This is a genomic window from Paraburkholderia sp. EG287B (assembly GCF_040965595.1).
Lineage (GTDB): Bacteria > Pseudomonadota > Gammaproteobacteria > Burkholderiales > Burkholderiaceae > Paraburkholderia.
Map to the genome: position 1 here is coordinate 285,779 of NZ_JBFRCG010000003.1, position 24,990 is coordinate 310,768.

Below are 24,990 nucleotides of genomic sequence, written 5' to 3' on the forward strand. Positions count from 1 at the left end.
GGTGTGATTACTCCGCTGCCAGAATGGCACTACGGTTGAGCGTGAGCGCCGGGGCGCCTGTGCCGGGGACTGCGCTGGGGGCCGTGGGGACCGTGCCGCAAATCGGGTTGCCGTGCACGTCGCGCATGTATTTGCCGACCACGCCGTCGAACAGGCCCGGTGCGACGTTCGAATAGAGCGTCACCGGGGCCTTCTCGCCGGGCAACGCGAGCTGTTCGTAGGCGGCGCGGCTCAGCATCGTGGGCGACGCCTTCGCCTGCGCGATCCAGGCGTCGAAGTCGGCGCGGCTCTTGGCCAGCGTTTCGAAATGCATGTCGGAGAAGCCCGGGCCGCTGAATGCCGCCGAGCGGCCCGCATAAATGCCGGGCTCGTTCGCGATGAGGTGCAGCTTCGTCTGCATGGCCGGCATCGCATAAACCTGGCTGCCCAGTTGCGGGATGAAGAACGAGTTCATCAGCGACTCGGCGGTGAGGTTGAACTCAACGGGCGTATCCACGGGGATCGCGAGCTGGTTCACGGACGCCACGCCGTAGTCCGGGTAGATGAAGAGCCACTTCCAGTTGAGCGCGACCACGTCCACGCGCACGGGCTTCGTTTGCGATTCGATCGGGCGATACGGGTCGAGCGAGTGCGTCGTGCGCCAGATCAGCACGGCGAGCGTGAGCACGATCACGCAGGGGATCGTCCACACCACCACTTCGATGGCCGTGGAATGCGACCAGCGCGGCGCGTAAGTCGCGTTCGTGTTGGACGCGCGATAACGCCACGCGAACCACAGCGTGAGTACGATCACGGGGATCACGACGAGCAGCATCAGGCCGAGCGCGATCAGGATCAGGTTCTTTTCCTGCACGCCGATGTCGCCCTTCGGGGCGAACAGCGCCATGTTGCAGCCGCTGAGCAGCACTAGCGGGGCACCCGCCGCGACGAGGGCGGCGCGGCGCAGAAAGCGGGTAATGAGGGGTGGACGTGATGAAGAAGGCGGGCCGGCCGTAGCGGCCCGCCCCGAGCGAGGGTCTGGATTGCGCATGTCTGGTTCCAAGGTTGACGTTCGCGCAAACCCATCCATACGTGCTCACTCTGCTGCCGCACGAGCGGCCTCGGAGGCCGCCGCAGAAGCCATACATAGCCTATATGTATGGATTTACGCGCTTCATGCACGCATGCTAGAGTAAGACATGACGCATACATCCGCGACAGAATGACACACGACCAACCTGCCGAAAGCGCCGGAGAGATCAACGCATGGGCCACGGCGATGCAGTCCGGCAACGGCCCGCGCTACTTGCGGCTCGCCGATTTCATCGAAGCCGCGGTGGCGCACGGCACACTGCACCCCGGCGAGCGCGTGCCCGCGCAGCGCAGTCTCGCCACCCTGCTTGCGGTCGATCTGACCACCGTCACGCGCGGCTTCAACGAAGCCCGGCGGCGCGGGCTGATCGAGGCGCGCGGGCCGCTCGGCACCTTCATTGCCGCGCCGCGCGCCGAGCTGCTCCAGCGCGTGGACCTCAGCATGAACATCCCGCCCGCGCCCGCCGGCCTCGACATGAACGCGCTGCTGCGTGAAGGCATGGCGCGCGTGCTGGTGCGCAGCGACGCCGATCTGCTGATGACCTACCACATGGGCGGCGGCGGCCGCGCCGACTGGCAGGCGGGCGCGAAGTGGCTGCAGCCCATGCTCGGCCACGTCGCGCCCGATCGCGTGGTGGTCTGTCCCGGCGCGCAGGCGGCGCTGGCCGCGCTGATCCTCGCCTTCACGCAACCGGGCGAGGTCATCCTCGCCGAGCCGCTGCTCTATCCGGGCCTGCCGCACGCGGCAGCGCAACTGGGCCGCCGCATCGCCCCCGTTGCCGTCGACGCCCACGGCATGCGCCCCGACGCGCTCGAAGCGGCGTGCCGCGACCACGCGGCCCGGCTCATCTACGTGAACCCCACGTTGCAGAACCCGACGACGGCGACCATGCCGGAGGCCCGCCGGCTCGAAATCCTGCGGGTGGCGCAGCGTTGCGGGGCGCTGATCGTCGAAGACGATCCTTACTGGCGTTTCGCGCCCGACGCGCCCGCGCCGTTTGCCCGGCTCGCACCCGCTCAGGTCTGCTATCTCGCGACGCTTTCCAAGACGCTCTCGCCCGGCCTGCGCACGGCCTATCTCGCGCTGCCCGACAAAGAGGCGCGCACACGCCTCGTGACCGCGCTGCGCACGTTCTCGCTGATGGCCGCGCCGCTCACCAACGCGCTCGCCACCCACTGGATCGAGGACGGCGTGGCCGAGCAGATCTTCGCGGACGTGAAGGCCGAAGCGCGCGAGCGCCAGCGCATCGCGGCGCACACGCTGGGATCGTCGGCGGGCGCGGGCATTCACCTCTGGTACGCGTTGCCGCGCTACTGGCAGGCGCGCGAACTGGCCGCGGCCGCGAGCACCGAGGGCCTCGCCGTGGCGCCCTCCACGGCGTTCCAGCAAGGCCCGGAAACCGCGAACGCGATCCGCATTTCGCTGGGCGCGACGGGCGGGCGCGAACAATTGCAGGCCGCGCTGCGCAAGCTCTCGGCGCTGCTCGCGAACGACCGCAGCGCGCAGGCGCAAGTCATCGTGTGACGGCGCTTGCCGTGCGCTCCCCCTGGCACCGCAATTGCTGCGGTTTATCGTTTCCCTGCTTCAGCGCGGCTGCGCGGCCATGCCCACATAATGGCAAAGACGCGGCGCAGCGGCGCAAGTACACTCGTCGCAGCAGGCGGCGACCGGATTCGAGTAACCGCGCCCGCAAGGGCGCCCCAAATATGGGAGATACGACGATGGCAAACGAGCAAATGCTGGCGCAGATGCGCGACAAACCGGGCTTCATCGCCGCGCTGGACCAGAGCGGCGGTTCGACGCCTGGCGCGCTGCGCCAGTACGGCATCCCCGAAAGCGCGTATAGCGGCGACGCCGAAATGTTCCGCCTGATCCACGAAATGCGGGTGCGCATCGTCAGCGCCCCCGCGTTCACGGGCGAGAAGGTGATCGGCGCGATCCTGTTCGAGGCGACCATGGACGGCCAGGCGCAAGGCAAGCCCGTGCCCGAGTTCCTCTGGAACGAGCGTGGCGTCGTGCCGTTCCTCAAGGTCGACAAGGGGCTGGAGGCCGAATCCGACGGCGTGCGCCTGATGAAGCCGATCCCGGGCCTCGACGCCCTGCTCGAGCGCGCGGTGAAGGCCGGCATTTTCGGCACCAAGATGCGCTCGGTGATCGAGCACGCCTCGCCTTCCGGCATCGCTTCGATCGCCGCACAGCAGTTCGCATTCGGCGCGCAGATCTCCGCGCACGGACTCGTGCCGATTCTCGAGCCCGAAGTCTCGATCAAGGCCCCCGACAAGGCCAAGGCCGAGAAGCTGTTGCGCGACGAACTGCTCAAGGGGCTCGACGCGCTGCCCGCCTCGCAGAACGTGATGATCAAGCTCACGATTCCCGACACGCCCGACTTCTATCTGCCGCTCATCGAACATCCGCAGGTGGTGCGCGTGGTGGCGCTCTCGGGCGGCTATTCGCGCACTGACGCGTGCGAGCGTCTCGCCAAAAACCATCGCATGATTGCCAGCTTTTCGCGCGCGCTCATCAACGACCTCACGAAGTCGATGAGCGACGCCGAGTTCGACGCCGCGCTCGCCACGAGCATCGACGAAATCTGGAAGGCCTCGGTGCAGAAGGACTGAACCCGGCCTGAACCCTGCCTCAAGCCGCGCCGGGCGCAACGCCCGGCCCCGGCACCGGTCTGGGATGTGAAAACGGGATGACGTGCAGCCGGCCTCATTAATCGGGGCCGGTTATACTTGCGCCTTCTTTTTCTCCTATGCACCGGCCATGAGGCAGTTACTCTGCCTGCTCGTCCTGTTGCCGGGCCTCGTGCAAACCGCGGCCGCGCAGGCGCAGCAGCAGGCGCCCGCTAGCGACATCGTCAGCGCATCGGCTGCGGGTGAGGTTGCTCCCGCAAGTTCCAGCGCCATGTCCAGCGCGGTTTCGAAATACCTCACGCAAAAGTTCGGTATCGCGAAAGGGAAAGCCGCGCAAATCTCGCAAGCCGTCACGGGCGCCGCCGAGAAGTATTCGCTGCCGCCTGCGGTACTGCTCGCGATCATCTCGATCGAGTCGCGCTTTCGCGAGAAGGCACACGGCGCGAATGGCGCAACCGGACTCATGCAGGTCGTGCCGTCGGCGCATCGCAATCTCCTGCACAACAAGGATCTCACCGACCCCGAGGTCAACATCGACGTGGGCTCGTCGATCCTCTATGGCTACCAGCGGGCCGCCGGCGGCGACCTCAACGCCGCGATGAAGAACTATGGGGGCTCGAAGGCCTATGCGGAAAAGATCCGCACGCGCGCCGTGGAGTTCAGCCGGGTGCTCGACACCGCTAGCGCGCCTGCCGCGAGCGATGCGCCGGCGAGCGTCGGGCTGGCGGCTTCGGCGGCCTCCGCCTTTGCGGCGGCGGCGGCAACGGCCGCGATCGGCGCCTCCGCACCCGCTGCAGCACCCTCCGCGACATCGGCGGCCTCCGCGCAGGCCGCCGTGCAAAACGCCGCGTCGGCCAACCCGCGCTAACACCGTTTCCTGCTTCGCTCAGGCTGCCCTGCTTGGGATCGGCGGCCATGCGATGCGCATCGAAAGCATCCGGGATCACAATACGAAGAGGTCGGCGCGCGCCGAAGGTTGCGCGCGCATCGATCGACAGCGCGCCCGCCAGACGTGCGAACGCCCCTCTCACGGCAATGCCGAGAGAGGGGCGTTTCTCGAAAGGGAAACTTCCGGCGCGCGGGCTCAGGCGCCGCTTGCGGGCGTCTCGCCGTTTTCCGGTTGCTGGACCGCGACTTCCGGCACGTTGGACGGCGCTTGCGGCTCGACGCCCTGGGCTTCGGGCTGGGGCGCGGGTTCGGTCTTCGCCTCGGCCTTGGCGTCGGGCTGTGCCTTGGCCTTGGCCTCGGGCTGGGTCTTGCCCTCTTCGCGCGCCTTGGCTTGCGCCTCGGCCTTGGCCTTCTGACGCGCAAGCGCCGCATTCGCGCGGCCGACGTGTGACGGATCGATGCCCGGGCCTTCCGAGGCCGTGCCGTCGAGTTCGTAGCGCGAGCCGCCTGCGGCCACACGCTCGTGATAGCGCGGATGGTTCACATGGCGCTTGAGCACGGCGACGATCATCGTGCGCTCGTACTCGGGGTGACGCGCGACGAGATCCTCAGCCACGCCGATCTTGAGCGGCAAACGGTCGCGGAACGCCGGGTAGTGCTTCGCGAACACGTTCCAGACCGTGTTGAGCTGGCGATTGCGCTCGATGCGCGCCTTTTCGGCCTCGCTCAGATTCGCGGCCGGCGGCTGCTGGGGACGCGCCGGACGGCGGCGTTGCTGCTGCCCGGAACGCTCGCCCGCCTCAGGCCCGCGGGCCGGCTTCGGCTGCTGCGGCCGGCGCGGCTGCTGCGCGCGCTGCCCCTGCTCGCCTTGATTCTGCTCCTGCGCTCGCGCGCCCTGAGGCCGGCCGTGGCGCGAGCGCGCACGCTCGTCCTTGCCGCCGGCTGCGCCAGCAGCCGCCGAACCCTCTCTCGGCGCACGCGGGCCCTTCGGGGCGTGCGAGCCGCCATGGCTCTTCGTGCCCTTGTGAGCGGGCTTGCCTTGCGATTTTTGCGCCTGTTCTTCGGCCGGCTGGCCTGAGCCGCCCCCCATGCTCTTCTTGATCTCAAGAAGACCTTCCTTGAAGCTCAGGGTACGGCGTTGTTGCGATGCGGCTTTCACGTCCAGATCTCTTCCATATGGAACCGGACGCTATGATACCGAAAACACGGCCGATCCAACCGGGCAATCAATTGTTGCGGCCGGTTTCGCGTCCGCCATCGTGTGCCGCGCCACACCGCGAATCCACGCGGCGCGCGGCAAAATCCCCCGAATTTCATGCATCCACACCTTGCGCATGCAAGGATCGCATCCTTTTTTTCATTACGACACCATGACGATTTCGACATCCGCCCCCCGTTCCACCCTGCGCGCCATCGTGACCGGCCATACGCGCGGACTGGGCGCGGCGCTCGCGCAATCGCTGCTGCAACGGGACATCGAGGTGCTCGGCCTCGGCCGTGGCACGCATGCGGAACTGGTTTCCCGCCATCCGGAACGGTTCGCCCAGGCCGTCGTGGACCTCGCCGATCCTGCCGCACTCGAGCGCTGGCTGGCGGGCGACGCGCTCGATGCGTTCGCGCACGGCGCGCAGTGCGTACTGCTCTTCAACAACGCGGGCACCGTCGAGCCGATTGCCCCGCTCGGCGCGCAGGACCCGCTCGCCATCGCGCGCGCCGTGACGCTCAACGTGGCAGCGCCGCTGATGCTCGCGAATGCGCTCGCCGCCACGCCCGCGCTCGGCGCGAACGCGTCGCGCCGCATCGTGCATATTTCGAGCGGCGCCGCGCGCAACGCGTATGCGGGCTGGAGCGTGTATTGCGCGACCAAGGCCGCGCTCGACCACCACGCGCGCGCCGTCGCCCTCGACGCGCCCGCCGGCGTGCGCATTTGCAGCATCGCGCCGGGTGTGATCGACACCGGCATGCAGGAGGCGATCCGTGTGACGCGCGTCGACCAGTTCCCGATGCGCGAGCGCTTCGAACAGCTCAAGCAGAATGGTTTGCTGTCCACGCCCGAAGCTGCCGCGCAGCAATTGATCGACTATGCATTGAGCGAGGCATTCGGATCGGTGCCCGTCACCGACGTGCGCGAACTCGTCAAGGCGTGAGCGTGTCGTGCATTGAATCGTCGCCGTCGCGCCTCACGTAAGCGCGACGCGCGGCCGTACCGCTTTCAGGCGCCGCACACCACCCGCAAGCACGAGCAATGCGCCGACCGCGAGCACATCGCCCGCGAGCCGTGCAGGCAAGGAAGCGGTGACGTGTGTTGCACGCAGCAGCGTGTCGATGACGTTCGAAGCCACCGCGCCCCCCACGAAACAGACGAGGCCCTGCTGCCCCACGTTGACGACGGCCGGCAGCCGCTGCGCAAGCCATGCTATCCAGCCCTTGCGCACAGCCTGCGCGGCGAGCCAGGCCACGGCGGCGAAGTTCACGATGCGCACGCTCGCGAGATTCTGTTTCATGTAGCCAGGCTGAGGGTCCAGATCGGCGAACAACTGGATGAACGCAAACGTGACGACGAGCACCAGCGCGAACGCCGTCAAGGCGCGGCCCGCCCACGAGACCTGGAACGCGCGCGACACCGGATAGATGCGGCACTGCAGGCCCAGCATGAACATGGCCTGCCAGGCAAACGGGTTGAACGGCCAGATGGCGCCGGGCGCGGTCGGCAAATAACCGGCGAGCCAGCACCCGCCGAACCACAGCACGAAACTGCTCACGAGCACGAGATCGGGCGAGCGGCGCGCAAGCGGCATCACGAATGGCAAGAGCATCACGAGCACGATGTACATGGGCAGCACGCCGGCCAGATAGGGCTGGTCGCGAAACACCGCGATATTCGCGAGCATCGTGAACGGCTGCGCAGCGAAGCGCAGATAACCCGACTCTGCGACCAGAGGCGAATCCACCCGCAGCATCACCGCGGCCGCGCCCGACAGCAGCATGAGCGCAGCCGTGCACAGGTAGGCGGCGTAGATCTCGCGCCCGCGGCGCCAGAAGCGCCGGTTGGCCGCGCCCTCGCCCTTTCGTCCGGCGATGGCGAGCCAACTCGCTGCGCATACATAGCCGCTCACGAACACGAAAACCTCGGCGGAGTCGCAGAACGCGAAGTTGTGCAGCATCGCATGCGAAAGCACGCTGGAAGGAATGTGATCGAGCGCGATGGAAATCAATGCGAAACCTCGGAAAAAGTCGATTTCGATCGATCGCTTCGCTGTCTGACTCATTGGTGACGACTCCCGTTCGTGTCGAAGATTACGATTGCAGGGGTGCGCGACTTCGATTCGATGAAGCTGTCAGGCTTCAGGAGTCGTTTTGTAAGGATGCCTGATCGATTCGTCGCTGCACGCACAACGCATGAAAGGGTCCCGTAAAAGGCTGTGCGAAAGTGCGGCCTCACCATGCGACTTTAATGCCAGCTCGACGCGAAATGGGCCTGCGTAACCCATGGTAAGCATTTCGCCCGCGTCACGCTTGCACGCAGTCGCGCGCGCACGCCCGGACGGTGCGCGCCATGCACATCGAATCAGCAGCCGCCCGTTTCTGGTGCCACATCCTGTGGCTTCACGTCTGCACCGTCGCGGCATTTCGGCCGTCGCGCCTGGAAAGGCGCGCGAAAGCCTGCATGTTCCCTTTACTCGCGTCATGGCGAGTTGACGCCGGGCCGCGCCGAGGGTTCCGCAAATCGTCCGAAGTTTCGCCGCCGCGCCCAGGGTCATCCCGCCCTCGCACGCGAATTACTTGACACCTAAAGTAATTGGACCTACATTGAGCTTGCAGACTGAACGGAGGAGCGAGCATGCGCATTGTTTGCATGGGTGGCGGGCCCGCGGGCCTCTATTTCGGCCTTTTGATGAAGCGCCGTCACCCCGACTACGAAATCACCGTAATCGAACGGAACCGCCCGTACGACACGTTCGGCTGGGGCGTGGTGTTCTCGGACCAGACGCTGGGCAACCTGCGCGCGGCCGACCCCGAAAGCGCGGACGAGATTCTCGACGCCTTCAATCATTGGGACGACATCGAGATTCACTTTCGCGGCAGCGCGATCCGCTCGTCGGGCCATGGCTTCTGCGGTATAGGCCGCAAGCGCCTGCTCAACATCCTGCAGGCGCGCTGCGAAGCGCTCGGCGTGAAGCTCGTGTTCGAATCGCAGATCACCGACGACGACGTCACCCAGGCGGATCTCATCATCGCGAGCGACGGCCTGAACAGCGCCACGCGCCAGAAGTACGCCGCCACCTATCAGCCCGATATCGATTTGCGCAATTGCCGCTTTGTGTGGCTCGGCACGTCGAAACTCTTCGACGCGTTCACGTTCGCGTTCGAGGAAACCGAATGGGGCTGGTTCCAGGCGCACGCCTACCGGTTCGACGACAACACCTCGACGTTCATCGTCGAAACGCCCGATCCCGTGTGGCGCGCAGCCGGCCTCGACACCATGAGCAAGGAAGACAGCATCGCATTCTGCGAGAAGCTGTTCGCGCGCTATCTCCACGGCCACGCGTTGCGCTCGAATGCGTCGCATCTGCGCGGCTCGTCGCAATGGATCCGCTTTCCGCGCGTGGTCAATCGCGAATGGGTGCACTGGAAAACCGCGGCCGACGGCAAGCAAACGCCTGTCGTGCTGATGGGCGATGCGGCGCACACCGCGCACTTCTCGATCGGCTCGGGCACGAAGCTCGCGCTCGAAGACGCGATTGAACTCGCCAACAGCATGGAAGCGCACCCCGGCGATCTGCGCGCGGCGCTCACGCACTACACCAACGTGCGTAGCGTGGACGTCCTGCGCATTCAGAACGCCGCGCGCAATTCCACGGAGTGGTTCGAGCACGTGGACCGCTACGCGACGTTCGATCCGGAGCAGTTCGCCTATTCGCTGCTCACGCGCTCGCAGCGCATCTCGCACGAAAATCTGCGCGAGCGCGACGCGCATTATCTGTCCGGCTTCGAAACGTGGCTCGCGCAGCGCGCGGGTGGCGAGGCGCGCGCCGTGCCGCCGATGTTCACGCCCTATACCGTGCGCGGCGTGACGTTGAAAAACCGCGTGATCGTCTCGCCGATGGCGCAGTACTCCGCCCATGACGGCGTAGCCGGCGACTATCACCTCATGCATCTGGGCGCGCGCGCCATGGGCGGCGCCGCCCTCGTAATGACCGAGATGACCTGCGTCTCGCCCGAGGCCCGCATCACGCCCGCCTGCCCCGGCATGTATGCGCCCGAGCATCTGCAGGCGTGGAAGCGCATCGTCGATTTCGTGCATGCGAACTCGGACGCGAAAATCGGCATGCAGCTCGGCCATTCCGGCGCCAAGGGCTCGACGCGCGTGGCATGGGAAGGCATCGACCAGCCGCTCGACGAGGGCAACTGGCCGCTCGTCTCCGCGTCGCCGCAGCAATATCTGCGCGGCGTGAGCCAGTGGTCGCACGAAGCGAGCACCGAGGAACTGCGCGACATCGAGGCGCAATTCGTGCGAGCCACGCAAATGGCAGACGAAGCGGGCTTCGACTGGCTCGAATTGCACTGCGCGCACGGCTATCTGCTTTCCAGCTTCCTTTCGCCGCTCACGAACCAGCGCACCGACGAGTACGGCGGCTCGCTCGAAAACCGTCTGCGTTATCCGCTCGAAGTTTTCAAGGCGATGCGCGCGGTCTGGCCGGAAGACAAGCCGATCTCGGTGCGCGTCTCGGCACACGACTGGGTCGAAGGCGGCAACACGCCCGACGACGCCATCGAAATCGCGCGCGCGTTCAAGGCGGCAGGCGCGGACATGATCGACGTTTCGTCGGGCCAGGTAAGCAAGGAAGAAAAGCCCGTCTTCGGCCGCATGTTCCAGACGCCCTTCGCCGACCGCATCCGCAACGAAGCGGGCATCGCGACGATCGCCGTCGGGGCGATTTCCGAGGCGGATCACGTGAACGGCATCATCGCGGCCGGGCGCGCCGACCTGTGCGCCGTGGCGCGGCCGCACCTGGCCAACCCCTCGTGGACGCTCACCGAAGCCGCGCGCATCGGCTACCTCGACATCAAGTGGCCGAACCAGTACATGGCGGCCAAGACCCAACTCGAACGCAACATCGAGCGCGAACGCGCCGCAGCGGCAGCCGCGGCCGGCCTGTCGCCGATCGAGCGTGCGCAACGCGCAGAAGGAACCGTGTGAGCATGAACCAGGCAATCCTGAACGATCGTCATGCCGTCGTGACCGGCGGCGGCAGCGGCATCGGCGCGGCGACGGCCGCCGCGCTCCTGCATGCGGGCGCGCGTGTCACGCTGATGGGCCGTGACGCCGCGCGGCTCGACGCCCAACGTGCCGCGCTCGGCGGCGGCGAGAACGTGGCTTGCGTGAGCGTCGATATCACCGACGAAGAAGCCGTGAACGCGGCGTTCGCGCGTGCGGCGGAAACGCTCGGCGCCGTCGATACCCTCGTCAACAACGCGGGCCAGGCTCAGGCCGCGCCGTTCGCGCAAACCGACCTCGCGCTGTGGAAACGCATGCTCGACGTGAATCTCACCGGCGCGTTCCTGTGCACGCGCGCGGTGCTGCCCGGCATGCTCGCGCGCAAGGCCGGACGCATCGTCAATGTGGCGAGCACGGCAGGTCAGGTCGGCTACCCGTATGTCGCCGCCTATTGCGCCTCGAAACATGGCGTGATCGGCATGACGCGCGCGCTCGCGCTCGAAGTGGCCACGCAGGGCGTGACCGTGAACGCCGTGTGCCCCGGCTACACGGAAACAGAACTGCTGCAGGCGTCGCTCGAACAGATCACGCGCAAGACTTCGCGCAGCGAAGCCGAAGCGCGCAGCATCCTCGTGCGCCACAACCCGCAGCAGCGTTTCGTCATGCCGGAAGAAGTCGCCAACGCCGTGCTGTGGCTGTGCGCGCCTGGATCGTCCGCGATCACGGGCCAGTCCATATCCGTTTCCGGTGGAGAAATCACATGACATCGCCCGCATCCACGCGCAAGAACGCCACCGCGAAGGCCGCAACGAAAGCGCCGCGCAAGGGCGTCGAAAAGCCGGCGGAGAATGTCGTCGACATGGAAATGAGCACGGGCGCCGACAGCCACATGGGACTGCGCCTGTGGCTGCGCCTGCTCACCACGACGAACCTCGTGCAGGCCGAGCTGCGCCGCCGCCTGCGCGTCGAGTTCGATACGACGCTGCCGCGCTTCGACCTGATGGCGCAGCTCGAGCGCCACCCGGAAGGTCTGCGCATGACGGAACTCTCGCGCCGCCTGATGGTGACGGGCGGCAACGTCACGGGCATTACCGATCAGCTCGAAAAGGAAGGCCTCGTCGTGCGCGACGTCGCCCCCGACGACCGGCGCGCCTTCGTGGTGCGCCTCACGCCCGAGGGCCGCGCCCTCTTCGACCGCATGGCGGCCGCGCACGAGCAATGGGTGGTGGAGCTGTTCGGCGGCCTCTCGCTCGACGAGAAGTCGAAGATGCACGAGCGGCTCGGCAAGCTCAAACAACATCTGCGCAGCGGCCTCGAAAGCTGAACACACTGCAATTGCAAAGATCCGGGAGACCTATCTTGACGACACGTTCCAGCGCCGAAGCGCTCTTCGCGGGCAACCGCGTCACGCTCGCCGGTTATGAGGCGCAACACTTCGGCTGGTCGGTGCAAGGCCGCGTGGCGACCATCACGCTGAACCGCCCCGAACGCAAGAATCCGCTCACGTTCGAATCGTATGCAGAACTGCGCGATCTGTTTCGTCAGCTCGCCTATGCGACGGACGTGAAGGCCATCGTGCTGCATGGCGCGGGCGAAAACTTCTGCTCGGGCGGCGACGTGCACGATATCATCGCGCCGCTCATCGATCTGCCGATGCCCGAACTGCTGATGTTCACGCGCATGACGGGCGACCTCGTAAAAGCCATGCGCCACTGCCCGCAGCCGATCATCGCCGCCGTGGACGGCGTCTGCGCCGGCGCGGGCGCGATTCTCGCCATGGCCTCCGACATGCGCTACGCCACCGCGCGCAGCAAGCTCGCGTTCCTCTTCACACGCGTGGGGCTCGCGGGCTGCGACATGGGCGCGTGCGCGATCCTGCCACGCATCATCGGTCAGGGCCGCGCGGCCGAACTGCTTTACACGGGCCGCTCCGCGAGCGGAGAAGAAGGCCACGCATGGGGCTTCTACAACCGCATCTGCGAGCCCGAAATGCTGCTCGCCGAGGCACAGAAACTCGCCGCCGATCTCGCGTCCGGCCCGACCTTTGCGCACGGCATCACCAAGACGATGCTGCATCAGGAATGGACCATGAGCATCGACGAGGCCATCGAGTCCGAAGCGCAGGCGCAGGCGATCTGCATGGCCACGCGCGATTTCGGCCGCGCCTATGAGGCGTTCGCGGCCAAAACGCGTCCGGTTTTCGAAGGAGACTGAATTGAGCGCTGCCGTTGAAACCAATCTCCACGACGCGCTCGCGTGGCCGTTCTTCGAAGATCGCCATCGCGCGCTCGGCGCGGCAATCGAAGCGTGGGCGCGCGAGCATCTCGCGCACGTGCCGCACGACGACGTCGATGCGACCTGCCGCGCGCTCGTGCGCAAGCTCGGCGAAGCCGGCTGGCTGCGCTACGGCGTGGGCGGCACCGCTTACGGCGGCCATGGCGACACGATCGACACACGCGCCGTCTGCCTGTTGCGCGAAACGCTCGCGAAGCACTCGGGTCTCGCCGACTTCGCGCTCGCCATGCAGGGCCTCGGCTCCGGCGCCATCTCGCTGGCCGGCGACGACGCGCAAAAGTCGCGCTATCTGCCGCGCGTCGCGCGCGGCGAAGCCATCGCCGCGTTTGCGCTCTCCGAACCCGAAGCGGGCTCCGACGTCGCCGCGATGGCGCTCGCCGCACGGGCCGAGGGCGACGACTACGTGCTCGACGGCGAAAAAACGTGGATCTCGAACGGCGGCATCGCCGACTTCTACGTGGTGTTCGCCCGCACCGGCGAGGCGCCGGGCTCGCGCGGCATCAGCGCGTTCGTGGTCGATGCCGGCACCCCCGGGCTCGAAATCGCCGAACGCATCGACGTGATCGCACCGCATCCGCTCGCGCGCCTGCGCTTCACCGGCGCGCGCGTGAAGCGCAGCCAGATGCTCGGCGCGCCGGGCGAAGGTTTCAAGATCGCCATGCGCACGCTCGATATTTTCCGCACCTCGGTTGCCGCGGCTTCGCTCGGCTTCGCGCGTCGCGCGATGGCCGAAGGACTCGCGCGCGCCGCTTCGCGCAAGATGTTCGGCCAGACGCTCGGCGATTTTCAGCTGACCCAGGCCAAGCTCGCACAGATGGCGCTCACCATCGACAGCAGCGCACTGCTCGTCTATCGCGCCGCGTGGCTGCGCGACCAGGGCGAAAGCGTGACGCGCGAAGCCGCCATGGCGAAGTGGCAGGCAAGCGAAGGCGCGCAGCAGGTGATCGATGCGGCCGTGCAACTCTGGGGCGGCATGGGCGTGCAAAGCGGCAACGTCGTCGAGTCGCTCTATCGCGAGATTCGCTCGCTGCGCATTTACGAAGGCGCGACCGAGGTGCAGCAGCTCATCGTCGGACGTGATTTGCTCAAGGCATACAACGCCGCGTAAGCGCGTACTGCGCGACGCTTCTCTACGGAACCGGACGAAACATGAAACAAGCCCTTCTTCCCGCAGGCTGGGTCAAGCCGCGCGGTTATGCCAACGGCGTCGCCGCTGCCGGCACGCAGGTCTATATCGCCGGCCAGATCGGCTGGGACGAGAACGCGCGCTTCACGAGCCGCGAATTCGGCGCGCAGGCCGTGCAGGCGCTGCGCAATATCGTCGCCGTTCTCGACACCGCGGGCGGCAGGCCCGAGCACCTCGTGCGCATGACCTGGTACGTCACCGACAAGAAGGAGTACCTGGCATCGCTGAAGGAAATTGGCGCCGCGTTTCGCGAGCTGATCGGCGACTACGACATCGCCATGAGCGCGGTGCAGGTGGTGGCGCTCATGGAAGACGACGCAAAGGTGGAAATCGAAGCGACCGCCGTGATTCCCGATGACGCGCGTCTCACGCGCCGATAACGCGCCGATAACCCGCCGCCCACGCAACAGCACGATCAGCTCATACAGACAGCCGGAGACGCCATGCAACCCACCGCCCATGTCGATACGTTCGCGCGCGATCATCTGCCGCCCGAGTCGCAGTGGCCCGACATGCTGCTCGACAATCCCGACGTCGCCTACCCCGCGCGCATGAATTGCGCGGTCGAGTTGCTGGACCGCGCGATCGAGGCCGGGCACGGCGAGCGCCCGGCGATCTGGTCGGACATCGACGGCAAGCCGCAAGCCACCACGTATGCCGAACTGCTCGCGCTCGTCAATCGCAGCGCCCGCGCGCTGGTGGAAGACATGGGGCTGCAGCCGGGCAACCGCGTCCTGTTGCGCGGGCCAAATACGCTGCAAATGGCGGTGGCGTTTCTCGCGTCGCTCAAGGCTGGCCTCGTGGTGATTCCCACCATGCCGCTCCTGCGCGCGAAGGAGCTCAAGCAGATTGCGGACAAGGCGCAGGTTTGCGCGGCGCTGTGCGACGTGCGGCTCACTGAAGAACTCGCGCGCTGCATGGACCCCGCCGACGAATTCTTTTGCGAAGGCATCAAGCAGGTCTGCTACTTTCACGACACGGCGCCAGGCACGCTGGAAGCGCTCGCGGCAGACAAGCCCGTCGACTTCACGGCCTGCGACACGGCCAGCGACGACGTCTGCCTGATCGCCTTCACGAGCGGCACGACGGGCATGCCCAAGGGCTGCATGCACTTTCACCGCGACGTGATCGCCATGTGCGATCTGTTCCCGCGTCACATCCTGAAGCCCACGGCCGAGGACGTGTTCTGCGGCACGCCGCCGCTCGCGTTCACGTTCGGGCTGGGCGGGCTGCTGTGTTTCCCGCTGCGCGTCGGCGCGTCGACGGTGCTGATCGAAAAACTCACGCCGGCGCTGCTGCTCGACACGATCCAGCGCTTTCACGCGACCATCGTCTTTACCGCGCCCACGTTCTACCGGCAGATGGCGGCGCTCGTCACGCAGTACGACCTGACCAGCCTGCGCAAGACGGTCTCCGCCGGGGAGGCGCTGCCGCAGGCCACCCGCGAACTATGGCGCGAGGCGACGGGCATCGAGATGATCGACGGCATTGGCGGCACCGAGCTGATCCATATCTTCGTGTCGTCCGCGGGCGCTGACGTGCGCCCCGGCTCGATCGGCCGCGCGGTGCCCGGCTACGTCGTGCAGGCGCTGGACAATGACCTGCAGCCGGTGCCGCCCGGCGTGACGGGCAATCTCGCCGTGCGTGGCCCGACCGGCTGCCGCTATCTCTCCGACGAGCGCCAGGCCGTGTTCGTGCGCGGCGGCTGGAACCTGCCCGGTGACGCCGTATCGATCGACGCCGACGGCTACGTGTTCTATCAGGCCCGCTCCGACGACATGATCGTTTCGTCGGGCTACAACATCGCGGGGCCCGAAGTCGAGACAGTGCTCATGCAGCACCCCGCCGTGGCCGAGTGCGGCGTAACGGGCGTGCCCGACGAAGTGCGCGGCCAGGTGGTGAAGGCGTTCGTCGTCTTGCGCCCGGGCTTCAGCGCCGGCGACGCCCTGGTCGCCGAGTTGCAGAACTTCGTGAAGAACGCGGTGGCGGCGTACAAATATCCACGCCTGATCGCCTTTATCGACGCACTGCCACGCACCGAGACCGGCAAGCTCAAGCGCTCGGCGTTGCGGTCGATGTGAAGCGGTGCGCGGGGAAAGAACTACTACGTAAACCGTTGAATTCTTAACGATCACGTATCGCGGCCCTGGAAACGCTGATTTGCGCAAAATCATGCGCATATCGGCGTTTCAGCCGCCGCTTTGCGCAAAATTGCGCGCATTTACCATCGCGAAGCCCCGGTCGTCTTGATGCGCAGAATTATGCGCAAATTGCCCAATAACGACCTATAATGCGCACCATGATGCGCAAAAACTCCGCGAACCTCTCGATCTCCAACGTCGAGCGCCTGGCAGAAGGCCTGCGCGCGACGCGCCGCGAGCGCAAGCTGACCCAGCAGGCCCTGGCCGAGCAGGCGGGCGTCGCCCGCCGCACCGTCACGAACGCCGAACACGCAGGCAACGTCGGCGTACGCGAACTCTGCCGTCTCGTGAACGCGCTCGGCTATGAAGTCGTGCTGCGCCCCATGGATACCGTCATCCTCGAGGACCTGAACGACATATTCAGGGACGACGAATGACTGCCAGCGCCGCATTCGACCTCGAAAGGCTCCTGCGCGAAATCCGCAACCTGGAAGTCCATACGCCGCAGGGACCGAGCGGTCTGCTCGCGCGCGAAAGCCGCTTCGTCTTCAATTACGGCGACGCGCCGGACACGGCAGCCGTCTCGCTCACCATGCCGGTGCGGCGCCAGAGTTATGCGAGCGGCGACCTGATGGGCATCTTCGCGATGAACCGGCCAGAGGGCTACCTGCGCTTCGTCATCGAGGAGCGGCTCGCGCGTTACGGCGCGCCCAGCGACATGTTTCTGCTCTTTCTCGCCGGCACCAATCAGATCGGGCGGCTCACCTATTCCGTGCCGGGAGAACGGGTGCCGCAGAGCGACGGCGAACGTCTGGACGAATTGCTTTCCTCGCCGTCGGGCCGTTTGTTCGAGCGCCTGATCGACCGCTACGCGCTCGGCTCGGGCATCTCCGGCGTACAGCCGAAGGCGGTCGTTCCGCTCGCCCACGAAGCCGCCGCGCGTCCCGCCGAGCACACGGCACTGCCCCTGCGCACGGTGATCGTGAAGGCCGAAGGCGACGATTTCCCCGGGCTCGCGCGCAACGAATACTTCTGCATGTCGGTGGCGAAAGAGGCGGCACTCGAAGTCCCCGACTTCTGGCTTTCCGAAGACGGCAAGCTGTTCGTCATGTCGCGCTTCGATCGCGAGCCGGACGGCATGCCCATCGGCTTCGAGGACATGAGCGTGCTCACCGGCAAGGCGAAATACGAGGGCAGCTACGAGATGATCGCCAAGGCGGTGGACATCTATACGCGCTCGGACCCGGCGCAGAAACGCCGCCTGTTCGAGCGCATCGCCCTCTCGTGCCTGTTGCGCGACGGCGATGCGCACATGAAGAACCTGGGAATCCTCTATATCGACCCGACCGGTCCGCGCCGGCTCGCTCCGGTGTTCGACGTGGTCTGCACGGACATCTATCCGGATCTCGACGGGCGCATGGCGCTCAACCTCAACCGGAGCAAGACCTTCCCGCTGCCGGCGGAGCTCCATGCCTTCGCCCGGCGCCTCGGCCTGCGGCAGTCCGAAGGCGAGGACATCATGAGCCGCCTGCACGGCGCCTATCTCACGGTCGCCGAGCGCTTCGCCGAGGACCGGCGATTCCACGAGGGCGACCTGCTCGCCAGGATCCGGCGGGCCGTCGAACGTCCGGGAGTCAAACCCGTCTCGCGCCCGAAGCTGGTGCGCTAGGCGCGCGAGCACGGGCAACCACGCCCGGCCGCCCGCGTCAGCTTTCGGCCGCCCCCTGCAACGCGAACGCCATGCGTTTGCCCGCCGCGTCGTAACGGCATACGACTTTGGCGCCCTCTTTCACGCCGCCCTTGAGCATTTCCTTCGCGAGTTCGTTCTCCACCGCCTGCTGCATCTTGCGCTTCAACTCGCGCGCGCCGAATTCCGGCCGATACCCCTCCGCCGCGAGGTAATCGATCACGCTGTCGTCGAACGTCAGCTCGATGTCCTGGCTGCGCGCCATGCGCCGGACCTGTTCGAGCTGCAGCCGCACGATCGCGCGCAGCTCGTCGCTGGTGAGCGGCTGGAACATGATGATCTCGTCGATGCGATTCAGGAACTCGGGCCGGAAATGCTGCCGCAGCTCGCCCATCACGGCGCCCTGCATCGACCCTTCGGCGCTCGAGAGGAAACCCGGCCCCGAGCGCTTTTGCCCCGAGACCACGTCGGAGCCGAGATTGCTCGTCGCGATCACGACCGTATTGCTGAAGTCGACCACGCGCCCCTTACCGTCGGTGAGCCGGCCGTCGTCGAACACCTGCAGCAGCACGTTGTAGACGTCGGCGTGCGCTTTCTCGATTTCGTCGAGCAGGATCACGCAATAGGGGCGACGGCGCACTTTCTCGGTCAACTGGCCGCCTTCGTCATAGCCGACGTAACCCGGCGGCGAGCCGATCAGCCGCGACACGGCGTGGCGCTCCATGTACTCGCTCATGTCGATGCGCACGATGGCGTCTTCGTCGCCGAACACCACTTCGGCCAGTGCCTTCGCAAGCTCCGTCTTGCCGACGCCGGTCGGTCCGAGGAACAGGAAGACCGCCGTGGGCCGCCGGCCGCGCCGCAGCCCGGCGCGCGAACGGCGCACCGCGTCGCTGACCGCGACGATGGCCTGCTCCTGGCCGATCACGCGCTCATGCAGCCGCTGTTCCATTTCGAGCAGCCGCGTGCGCTCCTCGGCGGTCAGTTGCGTGACCGGCACGCCCGTGAGCTTCGAGACGATCTCCGCGACGTCTTCGCTCGTCACGTCGGAGGTCACGGTGCCGAGCTGCCCTTTCCAATCGTTGGTGGCCTGCGCGAGTGCCTTTTCCTTGTCGGCGATCGGCTCGTCCAGCGTATGGGCGCGCTCGAAGTTCTTGCGCGTCGCCGCGTAGTCCTGCTCGCGACGCAGCTGCGCCAGCTCCGCTTCGAGTTCGAGGATTGCCGCTGGCCGCGAGGTGGCCGAAAGATGCACGCGCGCCGCCGCCTGGTCGACCAGGTCGATGGCCTTGTCGGGCAGGAAGCGCCCCATCACGTAGCGGTCCGACAGCTCGGCCGCCGACACGAGCGCGTCGTCGCGAATGGTCACGTGGTGATGCACTTCGAGCTTGTCGCGCAAGCCGCGCAGGATGTTGATCGTCTGATCGACGCTCGGTTCGGAGACGAACACGGGCTGAAAGCGCCGCTCGAGCGCCGCGTCTTTCTCGATGTACTTCTGGTACTCGGAGAGCGTCGTGGCGCCGATCAGGTTCAGCTCGCCGCGCGCCATCGCGGGCTTGAAAACATTGGCGATGTCGAGCCCGCCCTCGCCGCCGCCCTGGCCCGCGCCGACGATCATGTGCACTTCGTCGATGAACAGCACGAGGCTTTCGCGCTGCGCCGAGATTTCCTCCATCACGCCCTTCACGCGCTCTTCGAATTCGCCGCGATACTTCGCGCCCGCGATCAGCCCGTTGACGTTCAGCTCGACGAGCCGCCGCCCGCGCAGCGATTCGGGCACGTCGCCGTTGAGCATGCGTTGCGCGAGGCCTTCGGCGATCGCGGTCTTGCCCACCCCCGGTTCGCCGATCAGCACCGGATTGTTCTTGCGCCGGCGCGCCAGCACTTCCACCACGGTCTCGATCTCGCTCGAGCGGCCGATCACGGGGTCGAGCTTGCCCTCGCTCGCGAGCGAGGTGAGATCGCGGCTGTACTGGTCGAGTTGCGGCGTCGCGCTCGGCCCCTTCGCGGCAGGACGCTCGCGTTTGTCGCCCTGGGCCTCCACGAGCCGCTGCAGCACCTTCTGGGGCGTCACGCCGTAGCGGCCCAGCAGATGGCCCGCAAAACTTTCCGGCACCTGCGTGAGCCCGAAGAGCAGATGCTCGGGCGCGACGTAGCTGTGACCCAGTTCGCGCGAGACGAGAAAGGCGCGGTCGAGCGCGCCCTTCAGGCGCGGCGAGACGCCGATGCGGCCGTCCTCGGGCGCGGGCGCGCCTTCGCGCTTCTGCGCGTTGGCGTCGATGAACGCGCGCACATCGTCGGGCTGAATGCCGAGACGCTTGAGGATCGCCGCGCCCGCATCATTGCCCGCGAGTTCGTAAAGCAGATGCTCGGTGTCGACCTCGCGCCGCCCGAACTGCACCGCCCGCTCCGCCGCGCGCTGGAGCAATTCACGCGCCACGTCGCTGAAATAGCGCTCGACGATGGCGCCGTCGCCCGCTTCCATGGCCTGTGGCGCGGGTTCGGCCGCCGGGCCGCCGGCGTCGTCAGCGCCGTCCGCCTGTTGCGAGGCACGAAACAGCGCCTCCAGCGGGCTCAAGGTGCGTTGATGTCGCGTGAGTTGCGCGTAGTGATAGTCGCAGACATCGAGAAAACGCCGCCTGCCGTCCTGCAACACGGCGACCCGCACCGTAGCGGGGCGCACGCCGCAGATATCGCAGTTGAACTGAGCCATTTCGTCTCCTTGGAAGCGATGCGCGGCGCGCGCGGCTGCGCTGCCCGCGACCAGGAATGGCACGAGGCATGCCCACGCGAGTGCCGCATGAATGCTCTAACGAATGCCGAAGCGAAGTTCAGACGTCATCGTAACGTCGAATCGAACTGCGCGTCGGCAAGAGGAGACGTTTGCTAATCGATGGCGTTACGTGCGCGGCGTCAAACGTCCTGCTGGGCAGCCGAACTGGACGCCCCGCGGACCTGCGCCGCCGGGTCGCGTATCCAGGCGCTCAGCAAGGTGGACGAAACGGCGAGGATCACCGGCCCGATGAAGAGCCCGACGATGCCGAAGGCGAACAGGCCGCCGAGCACGCCGGAGAGAATCAGCAGCATCGGCAGATTGACGCCGCGCCGGATCAGCACCGGCCGCACGAGGTTGTCGAGCATGGCCACCATCACCGACCACACCGCGAGCAGGCTGCCCGCAATGTGCGCGTCGTGCACGAACAGCCAGATCACGCCGCCGAGCAGCGGCAGCGTCGGGCCGATCTGCGCGAGACACAGCATCAGCATCACGGCCGTGAGCACGCCCGCGCCCGGCACACCGGCCACCCACAGGCCGATGCCGCCGAGCGCCGACTGCAGGACCGCCGTCACGACGATGCCGAGCGCCACTGCGCGCACCGAAGCGCCCGCGAGCTTGACGGCCTGCTCGCCGTAAGCGGGCGCCACGCGCATGGCGAAGCGCGTGACGTAGTCGGCGGCCTGCTCGCCGTTGCTGTACAGAATGCCCGTGATGATGACGGTGATGAACATGTGCATGACGAACACGCCCACCGAAGCGGCGTGGCCGATCAGCCAGTGCGCCGCGATCGAAACATACGGTTCGAGCTGCGCGAGCAGGCCGCCTGGGCCGGCGTCCGAAAACTCCTGCCACTTGGCGGCAATGCGCGAGCCAACCACGGGAATGTCGCTGACCCACTGAGGCGGCGCGGTCAACGCATAGTCGGGCAGCTTGCGGATCAGCTCCATGATCTCGCCGCCGTGGACCGCGAGCGTCGAGATGGCTTCATAGAGCGGCAGCACGATCACGACCAGGAGGATCAGCAGCATGATGAGCGTGGCGAGCCAGCGGCGGTTGCCGCAGCGCCGCTCGATGGCTTTCATGGCGGGCCAGGTCGCGACGACGATGGTCGTGGCCCAGATCAGCCCCGGCAGGAACGGGCGCATGACGTAGAGGCTGCCGATCGTCAGCGCGCAGAGTATGGCAACAACGAACAGGATGCGGGCAAGGTCCGGCATGGCTTGCGGCTTCACGTACTTCTCCTCACGGCAGGGCGCGCCTCACGGCGCCGACGCGCTAGTCTATATCGGATAGGCTACGAATCCGTTTAAAAAGGTTCCGCACGCCTGCCGCCCGCAACGCACTCTGGAATAATGGCCCTTTCCCCGACCTGCAACGAAGAAGAGCCAGCCATGACCGCAACCGATACGAAACTGCCCTGCGTGCTCCTCACCAACGACGACGGCATCGACGCGCCCGGCCTCGCCGTGCTCGAAGCCGTGGCCGCCGAACTCGCGCACGAAGTCTGGGTCGTCGCGCCCGAACACGACCAGAGCGGGACCTCGCACTCGATCAGCCTGCATACGCCGCTGCGCGTGAGCCGGCGCGGCGCGCGGCGCTTCGGCGTGCTCGGCACGCCGGGCGACTGCGTGGTGATGGCGGTGCGCCAGTTCATGGGCGACGTGCGCCCTTCGCTCGTGCTCTCGGGCATCAACCGCGGCGGCAACCTCGGCGTGGAGACGATGTTCTCGGGCACGGTGGGCGCAGCCATGACGGGCCTGTTGCTCGGCCTGCCGTCCATCGCCTTGAGCCAGACCTTCCGCGACCGCGAGCAAGTGCGCTGGGACACCGCCCGCGCGCTCGCGCCGGACGTGATTCGCCGCCTCGCCGCCGTGGCGCATGACGCACCGGTCTGCCTGAACGTGAATTTCCCCGATATCGATGCGAGCGCCGCGGGCCCGCTCACGGTCACGCGCCAGGGCGTCGGGCTCGTGCAGGGCATCGACGTCGTGCCGCAGATCGACCCGCGCGGCATGGACTACCACTGGCTGCGCTTCAACCGCGGCCCGCGCGAAAACGGGCCCGACAGCGAAACGGCCGTGGTGAACTCCGGCCGCGTTTCGGTCACGCCGCTGCATTTCGAGCGCACCGACGAAAAGACGTTCGTCACGTTGCAGGCGGCGCTGGGCGCGGCCGCCTGACCATGGCTCGATGACCCGTCGCGATCAGTCGCGCGCGGCGGCCGTCATCGCCCGCGCGATCGCGTCGCGGATGTCATCAGGAATCCCAATCGACTTGTGGGTGTCGAGCGAGGTGGTCACGATGGTCTGGCGTGCCGCCATCCGCAGCACGCCGTCCACGCCCGTGCAGGCCCACGCGAGCGTGAGCGACGCCCCGCCCAGGCGCTCGACGTCGAGCGAGAGCCAGACCTCGTCGCCCATCTTGCTGACCGCCTTGAAATCCACTTCGAGCCGCACGGTCGGCATGCCCACGCGGCGAGCGCCTATCACGCCGTGATAGCCCTCCTGCGGCAACAACTCGTCGATCCACGACTCGACGAGATCGTTGAAGAGGACGAAATACTGCGGATAGAACACGATCCCGGCGGGATCGCACTCCGAGAAGTGAATCTTGTGTTTGCGGCGGTAGGTGGGCGTCGCCATTATGCGTGTGTCTCCTTCCATGCCAACTCGTAACTGCGCGCGGCACCGTCAAATGACGAGCCGCGACACCTTCACGCCTTCCAGCGACACCCCGGCCATGAGGCCCGCGTTGGTCAGCACGAACGCTTCCACGGGGCTCGTCGCGGTCGAGGTATCGACGTTGCCGTTCGCGCCCACCGTAACGAGCGCAACCGTGGCGTCCGCGCCTGCCGACCAGCCCTGGCTGCTCGTGAAATCGTTGAGCGCGACCGGGTTCATGAACGCGAAGATGATGGCCTTGGACTGCGCGCCGATCTGCAGGCCGAACGAGCCCGCAATGGTGCTGTAGTAGCCCGTCGTGCGGCCATCCACGCGCAGCGCGCCGGTGCCGTACTGACCGCCGATCCAGAAGCCTGCCGAAAGCACCTGCGGAAAAACGAGCACGCCGCTCGCCTTCGAGACCAGCTCCTGCGAGCCGCTCACCGTGCTGAAGAGGCGCGAGAGCGTGGCGTCGACGCCCGCGTCGATCGAATTGCGCTTCGCCGTGTTTTGCGAAGCGTTGTTCTGCGTGCCGAGCGGCGTGGTCGTGCAGCCGGCAAGCGCGAGGCCGCTGGCGGCGAGAGCGGCACTGGAGCTGAGAAGAAATTGACGTCGGCGCATTGCGTGGTTTTCCTGTGCAAATGGGGCTTCGGGTGCCCGCGCCGGCCCGATCGTGGACGTCCGGGCCGCGCGCAAAGCGCTACAGGATAGCGCGCATGGCCGTCGCCGGGGCAAACCCGCAATCCGGCGCGTGGGCACCCGGCCGCCTGCGGCGGCCATGACCGCTCATCCTTGGGGGTATAGGACCATGCAGCGGGCATCGAGTTCGCGCGAAGATGTAAGGAAATCCCCAGCCGCGGGCGTTTCGATGCAACGCAACAGCGGCCGCGGCCGCGACATCGCACCGCGCTGATTGCCGCTATCAGGGCTACGGCCCCGCGTGGGCAAACGCGAAAGGCCGTGTTAGACTCCGCCGCGCAATCATTCTCATTCTCATGAATTCTCGCAAGCATTCACTGCTGACCGCATGGCTTGGCCTCGTCGCCATGTGGCTCATCGTGCTTGCGCCGCTCGTGAGCCAGCTCGTCGCCGCGCAGCATGCGCACGAGCCGGACGCCACGCTCTGCTCGGCCATGCAGCCGGCGCAGGCCGGTAGCGCGCCGCATCTTTCGCACGACGATGCATTCGGCGCCTGCGGGTACTGCCATCTGCTCGAGCATCATGTGGCGATGGCTTCGGTCGCCGCGCCCACACCGCTTGCCGCCCTCGTGCTCGCGCGCGAGACGATCGCGCCGCCCGTCACCCACGACCTCCCCTTAGGCGCCTACCCTTCGGGCAGGCCGCGCGCCCCACCCGTCCTTTCCTGAGTTACGCCTTCACCGGCCGGCCGATCGCAATCTGATTGCGTGCGCAACGAGCACGCACGCCG

22 protein-coding genes are annotated in these 24,990 nt (G+C 66.8%); 15 read left to right on the plus strand and 7 right to left on the minus strand.

Annotated elements, in window-relative coordinates; genetic code table 11:
- Positions 1 to 7 precede the first annotated feature (7 nt).
- The gene (gene cyoA / locus AB4Y40_RS06600) at positions 8 to 1,030 is read right to left on the minus strand and encodes a ubiquinol oxidase subunit II (RefSeq protein ID WP_368686947.1); all 1,023 of its coding nucleotides are present in this window, start codon (positions 1,028 to 1,030) and stop codon (positions 8 to 10) included.
- Positions 1,031 to 1,201: 171 nt separating this feature from the next.
- Between cyoA and AB4Y40_RS06605 the strand changes: the two genes are divergently transcribed.
- The 3 genes from AB4Y40_RS06605 (at position 1,202) to AB4Y40_RS06615 (ending at position 4,576) form a co-directional block, all read left to right on the plus strand.
- The gene (locus tag AB4Y40_RS06605; RefSeq protein WP_368686948.1) at positions 1,202 to 2,596 is read left to right on the plus strand and encodes a PLP-dependent aminotransferase family protein; all 1,395 of its coding nucleotides are present in this window, start codon (positions 1,202 to 1,204) and stop codon (positions 2,594 to 2,596) included.
- Positions 2,597 to 2,793: 197 nt separating this feature from the next.
- Positions 2,794 to 3,690, plus strand: a complete 897-nt coding sequence (locus tag AB4Y40_RS06610; protein WP_368686949.1) for a fructose bisphosphate aldolase — start codon at positions 2,794 to 2,796, stop codon at positions 3,688 to 3,690.
- A 148-nt stretch (positions 3,691 to 3,838) separates the two neighbouring features.
- Positions 3,839 to 4,576 (plus strand): transglycosylase SLT domain-containing protein, encoded by a 738-nt coding sequence (locus AB4Y40_RS06615; RefSeq protein ID WP_368686950.1) that lies wholly within the window; start codon positions 3,839 to 3,841, stop codon positions 4,574 to 4,576.
- A gap of 216 nt (positions 4,577 to 4,792) precedes the next feature.
- On the opposite strand, the gene AB4Y40_RS06620 is transcribed toward AB4Y40_RS06615, so the two are convergent.
- On the minus strand, positions 4,793 to 5,755 hold the full coding sequence (locus AB4Y40_RS06620) for a ProQ/FINO family protein (protein ID WP_368686951.1): 963 nt from the start codon (positions 5,753 to 5,755) through the stop codon (positions 4,793 to 4,795).
- Between the two features lie 211 nt (positions 5,756 to 5,966).
- Between AB4Y40_RS06620 and AB4Y40_RS06625 the strand changes: the two genes are divergently transcribed.
- Positions 5,967 to 6,743, plus strand: a complete 777-nt coding sequence (locus AB4Y40_RS06625; protein WP_368686952.1) for an SDR family oxidoreductase — start codon at positions 5,967 to 5,969, stop codon at positions 6,741 to 6,743.
- A 33-nt stretch (positions 6,744 to 6,776) separates the two neighbouring features.
- Here the strand turns inward: AB4Y40_RS06625 and AB4Y40_RS06630 are convergent, their stop codons facing one another.
- Positions 6,777 to 7,865 carry an OpgC domain-containing protein gene (locus AB4Y40_RS06630; RefSeq protein ID WP_368686953.1) on the minus strand — a complete coding sequence of 363 codons (1,089 nt, stop codon included), beginning with the start codon at positions 7,863 to 7,865 and terminating at the stop codon, positions 6,777 to 6,779.
- A gap of 572 nt (positions 7,866 to 8,437) precedes the next feature.
- On the opposite strand from AB4Y40_RS06630, the gene AB4Y40_RS06635 reads away from it, so the two are divergent.
- The 9 genes from AB4Y40_RS06635 (at position 8,438) to AB4Y40_RS06675 (ending at position 18,107) form a co-directional block, all read left to right on the plus strand.
- Complete coding sequence (locus AB4Y40_RS06635) at positions 8,438 to 10,798, plus strand: bifunctional salicylyl-CoA 5-hydroxylase/oxidoreductase (protein WP_368686954.1); 2,361 nt, start codon at positions 8,438 to 8,440, stop codon at positions 10,796 to 10,798.
- 2 nt (positions 10,799 to 10,800) lie between these two features.
- Complete coding sequence (locus AB4Y40_RS06640; protein WP_368686955.1) at positions 10,801 to 11,580, plus strand: SDR family NAD(P)-dependent oxidoreductase; 780 nt, start codon at positions 10,801 to 10,803, stop codon at positions 11,578 to 11,580.
- Positions 11,577 to 12,140 carry a MarR family winged helix-turn-helix transcriptional regulator gene (locus AB4Y40_RS06645; protein ID WP_368686956.1) on the plus strand — a complete coding sequence of 188 codons (564 nt, stop codon included), beginning with the start codon at positions 11,577 to 11,579 and terminating at the stop codon, positions 12,138 to 12,140. The genes AB4Y40_RS06640 and AB4Y40_RS06645 overlap by 4 nt, the downstream gene beginning before the upstream one ends.
- A gap of 35 nt (positions 12,141 to 12,175) precedes the next feature.
- Positions 12,176 to 13,030 carry an enoyl-CoA hydratase family protein gene (locus tag AB4Y40_RS06650; RefSeq protein ID WP_368686957.1) on the plus strand — a complete coding sequence of 285 codons (855 nt, stop codon included), beginning with the start codon at positions 12,176 to 12,178 and terminating at the stop codon, positions 13,028 to 13,030.
- Position 13,031: 1 nt separating this feature from the next.
- Complete coding sequence (locus AB4Y40_RS06655; RefSeq protein WP_368686958.1) at positions 13,032 to 14,219, plus strand: acyl-CoA dehydrogenase family protein; 1,188 nt, start codon at positions 13,032 to 13,034, stop codon at positions 14,217 to 14,219.
- A gap of 41 nt (positions 14,220 to 14,260) precedes the next feature.
- Positions 14,261 to 14,677, plus strand: coding sequence for a RidA family protein (locus tag AB4Y40_RS06660; protein ID WP_368686959.1), 417 nt, complete (start codon positions 14,261 to 14,263; stop codon positions 14,675 to 14,677).
- 63 nt (positions 14,678 to 14,740) lie between these two features.
- Positions 14,741 to 16,378, plus strand: a complete 1,638-nt coding sequence (locus tag AB4Y40_RS06665) for an AMP-binding protein (RefSeq protein WP_368686960.1) — start codon at positions 14,741 to 14,743, stop codon at positions 16,376 to 16,378.
- Between the two features lie 218 nt (positions 16,379 to 16,596).
- Entirely contained in the window at positions 16,597 to 16,875 is a 279-nt protein-coding gene (locus tag AB4Y40_RS06670; protein ID WP_368686961.1) for a helix-turn-helix domain-containing protein, read from the plus strand.
- Positions 16,872 to 18,107, plus strand: coding sequence for a type II toxin-antitoxin system HipA family toxin (locus AB4Y40_RS06675; protein WP_368686962.1), 1,236 nt, complete (start codon positions 16,872 to 16,874; stop codon positions 18,105 to 18,107). The genes AB4Y40_RS06670 and AB4Y40_RS06675 overlap by 4 nt, the downstream gene beginning before the upstream one ends.
- Positions 18,108 to 18,144: 37 nt before the next feature.
- Here the strand turns inward: AB4Y40_RS06675 and AB4Y40_RS06680 are convergent, their stop codons facing one another.
- The gene (locus AB4Y40_RS06680; protein ID WP_368686963.1) at positions 18,145 to 20,835 is read right to left on the minus strand and encodes an ATP-dependent Clp protease ATP-binding subunit; all 2,691 of its coding nucleotides are present in this window, start codon (positions 20,833 to 20,835) and stop codon (positions 18,145 to 18,147) included.
- A 200-nt stretch (positions 20,836 to 21,035) separates the two neighbouring features.
- Positions 21,036 to 22,118, minus strand: a complete 1,083-nt coding sequence (gene ydiK / locus AB4Y40_RS06685; RefSeq protein ID WP_342920906.1) for an AI-2E family transporter YdiK — start codon at positions 22,116 to 22,118, stop codon at positions 21,036 to 21,038.
- Positions 22,119 to 22,292: 174 nt separating this feature from the next.
- Here ydiK and surE point away from each other — a divergent pair, with 174 nt between their 5' ends.
- Positions 22,293 to 23,081 (plus strand): 5'/3'-nucleotidase SurE, encoded by a 789-nt coding sequence (surE, locus tag AB4Y40_RS06690; RefSeq protein WP_368686964.1) that lies wholly within the window; start codon positions 22,293 to 22,295, stop codon positions 23,079 to 23,081.
- 24 nt (positions 23,082 to 23,105) lie between these two features.
- On the opposite strand, the gene AB4Y40_RS06695 is transcribed toward surE, so the two are convergent.
- The gene (locus AB4Y40_RS06695; RefSeq protein ID WP_368686965.1) at positions 23,106 to 23,543 is read right to left on the minus strand and encodes an acyl-CoA thioesterase; all 438 of its coding nucleotides are present in this window, start codon (positions 23,541 to 23,543) and stop codon (positions 23,106 to 23,108) included.
- Positions 23,544 to 23,591: 48 nt separating this feature from the next.
- Complete coding sequence (locus AB4Y40_RS06700; RefSeq protein ID WP_368686966.1) at positions 23,592 to 24,182, minus strand: YSC84-related protein; 591 nt, start codon at positions 24,180 to 24,182, stop codon at positions 23,592 to 23,594.
- Between the two features lie 374 nt (positions 24,183 to 24,556).
- Between AB4Y40_RS06700 and AB4Y40_RS06705 the strand changes: the two genes are divergently transcribed.
- A complete protein-coding gene (locus AB4Y40_RS06705) occupies positions 24,557 to 24,928 on the plus strand; it encodes a DUF2946 domain-containing protein (RefSeq protein ID WP_368686967.1) in 372 nt (123 codons plus the stop codon).
- Positions 24,929 to 24,990 lie beyond the last annotated feature (62 nt).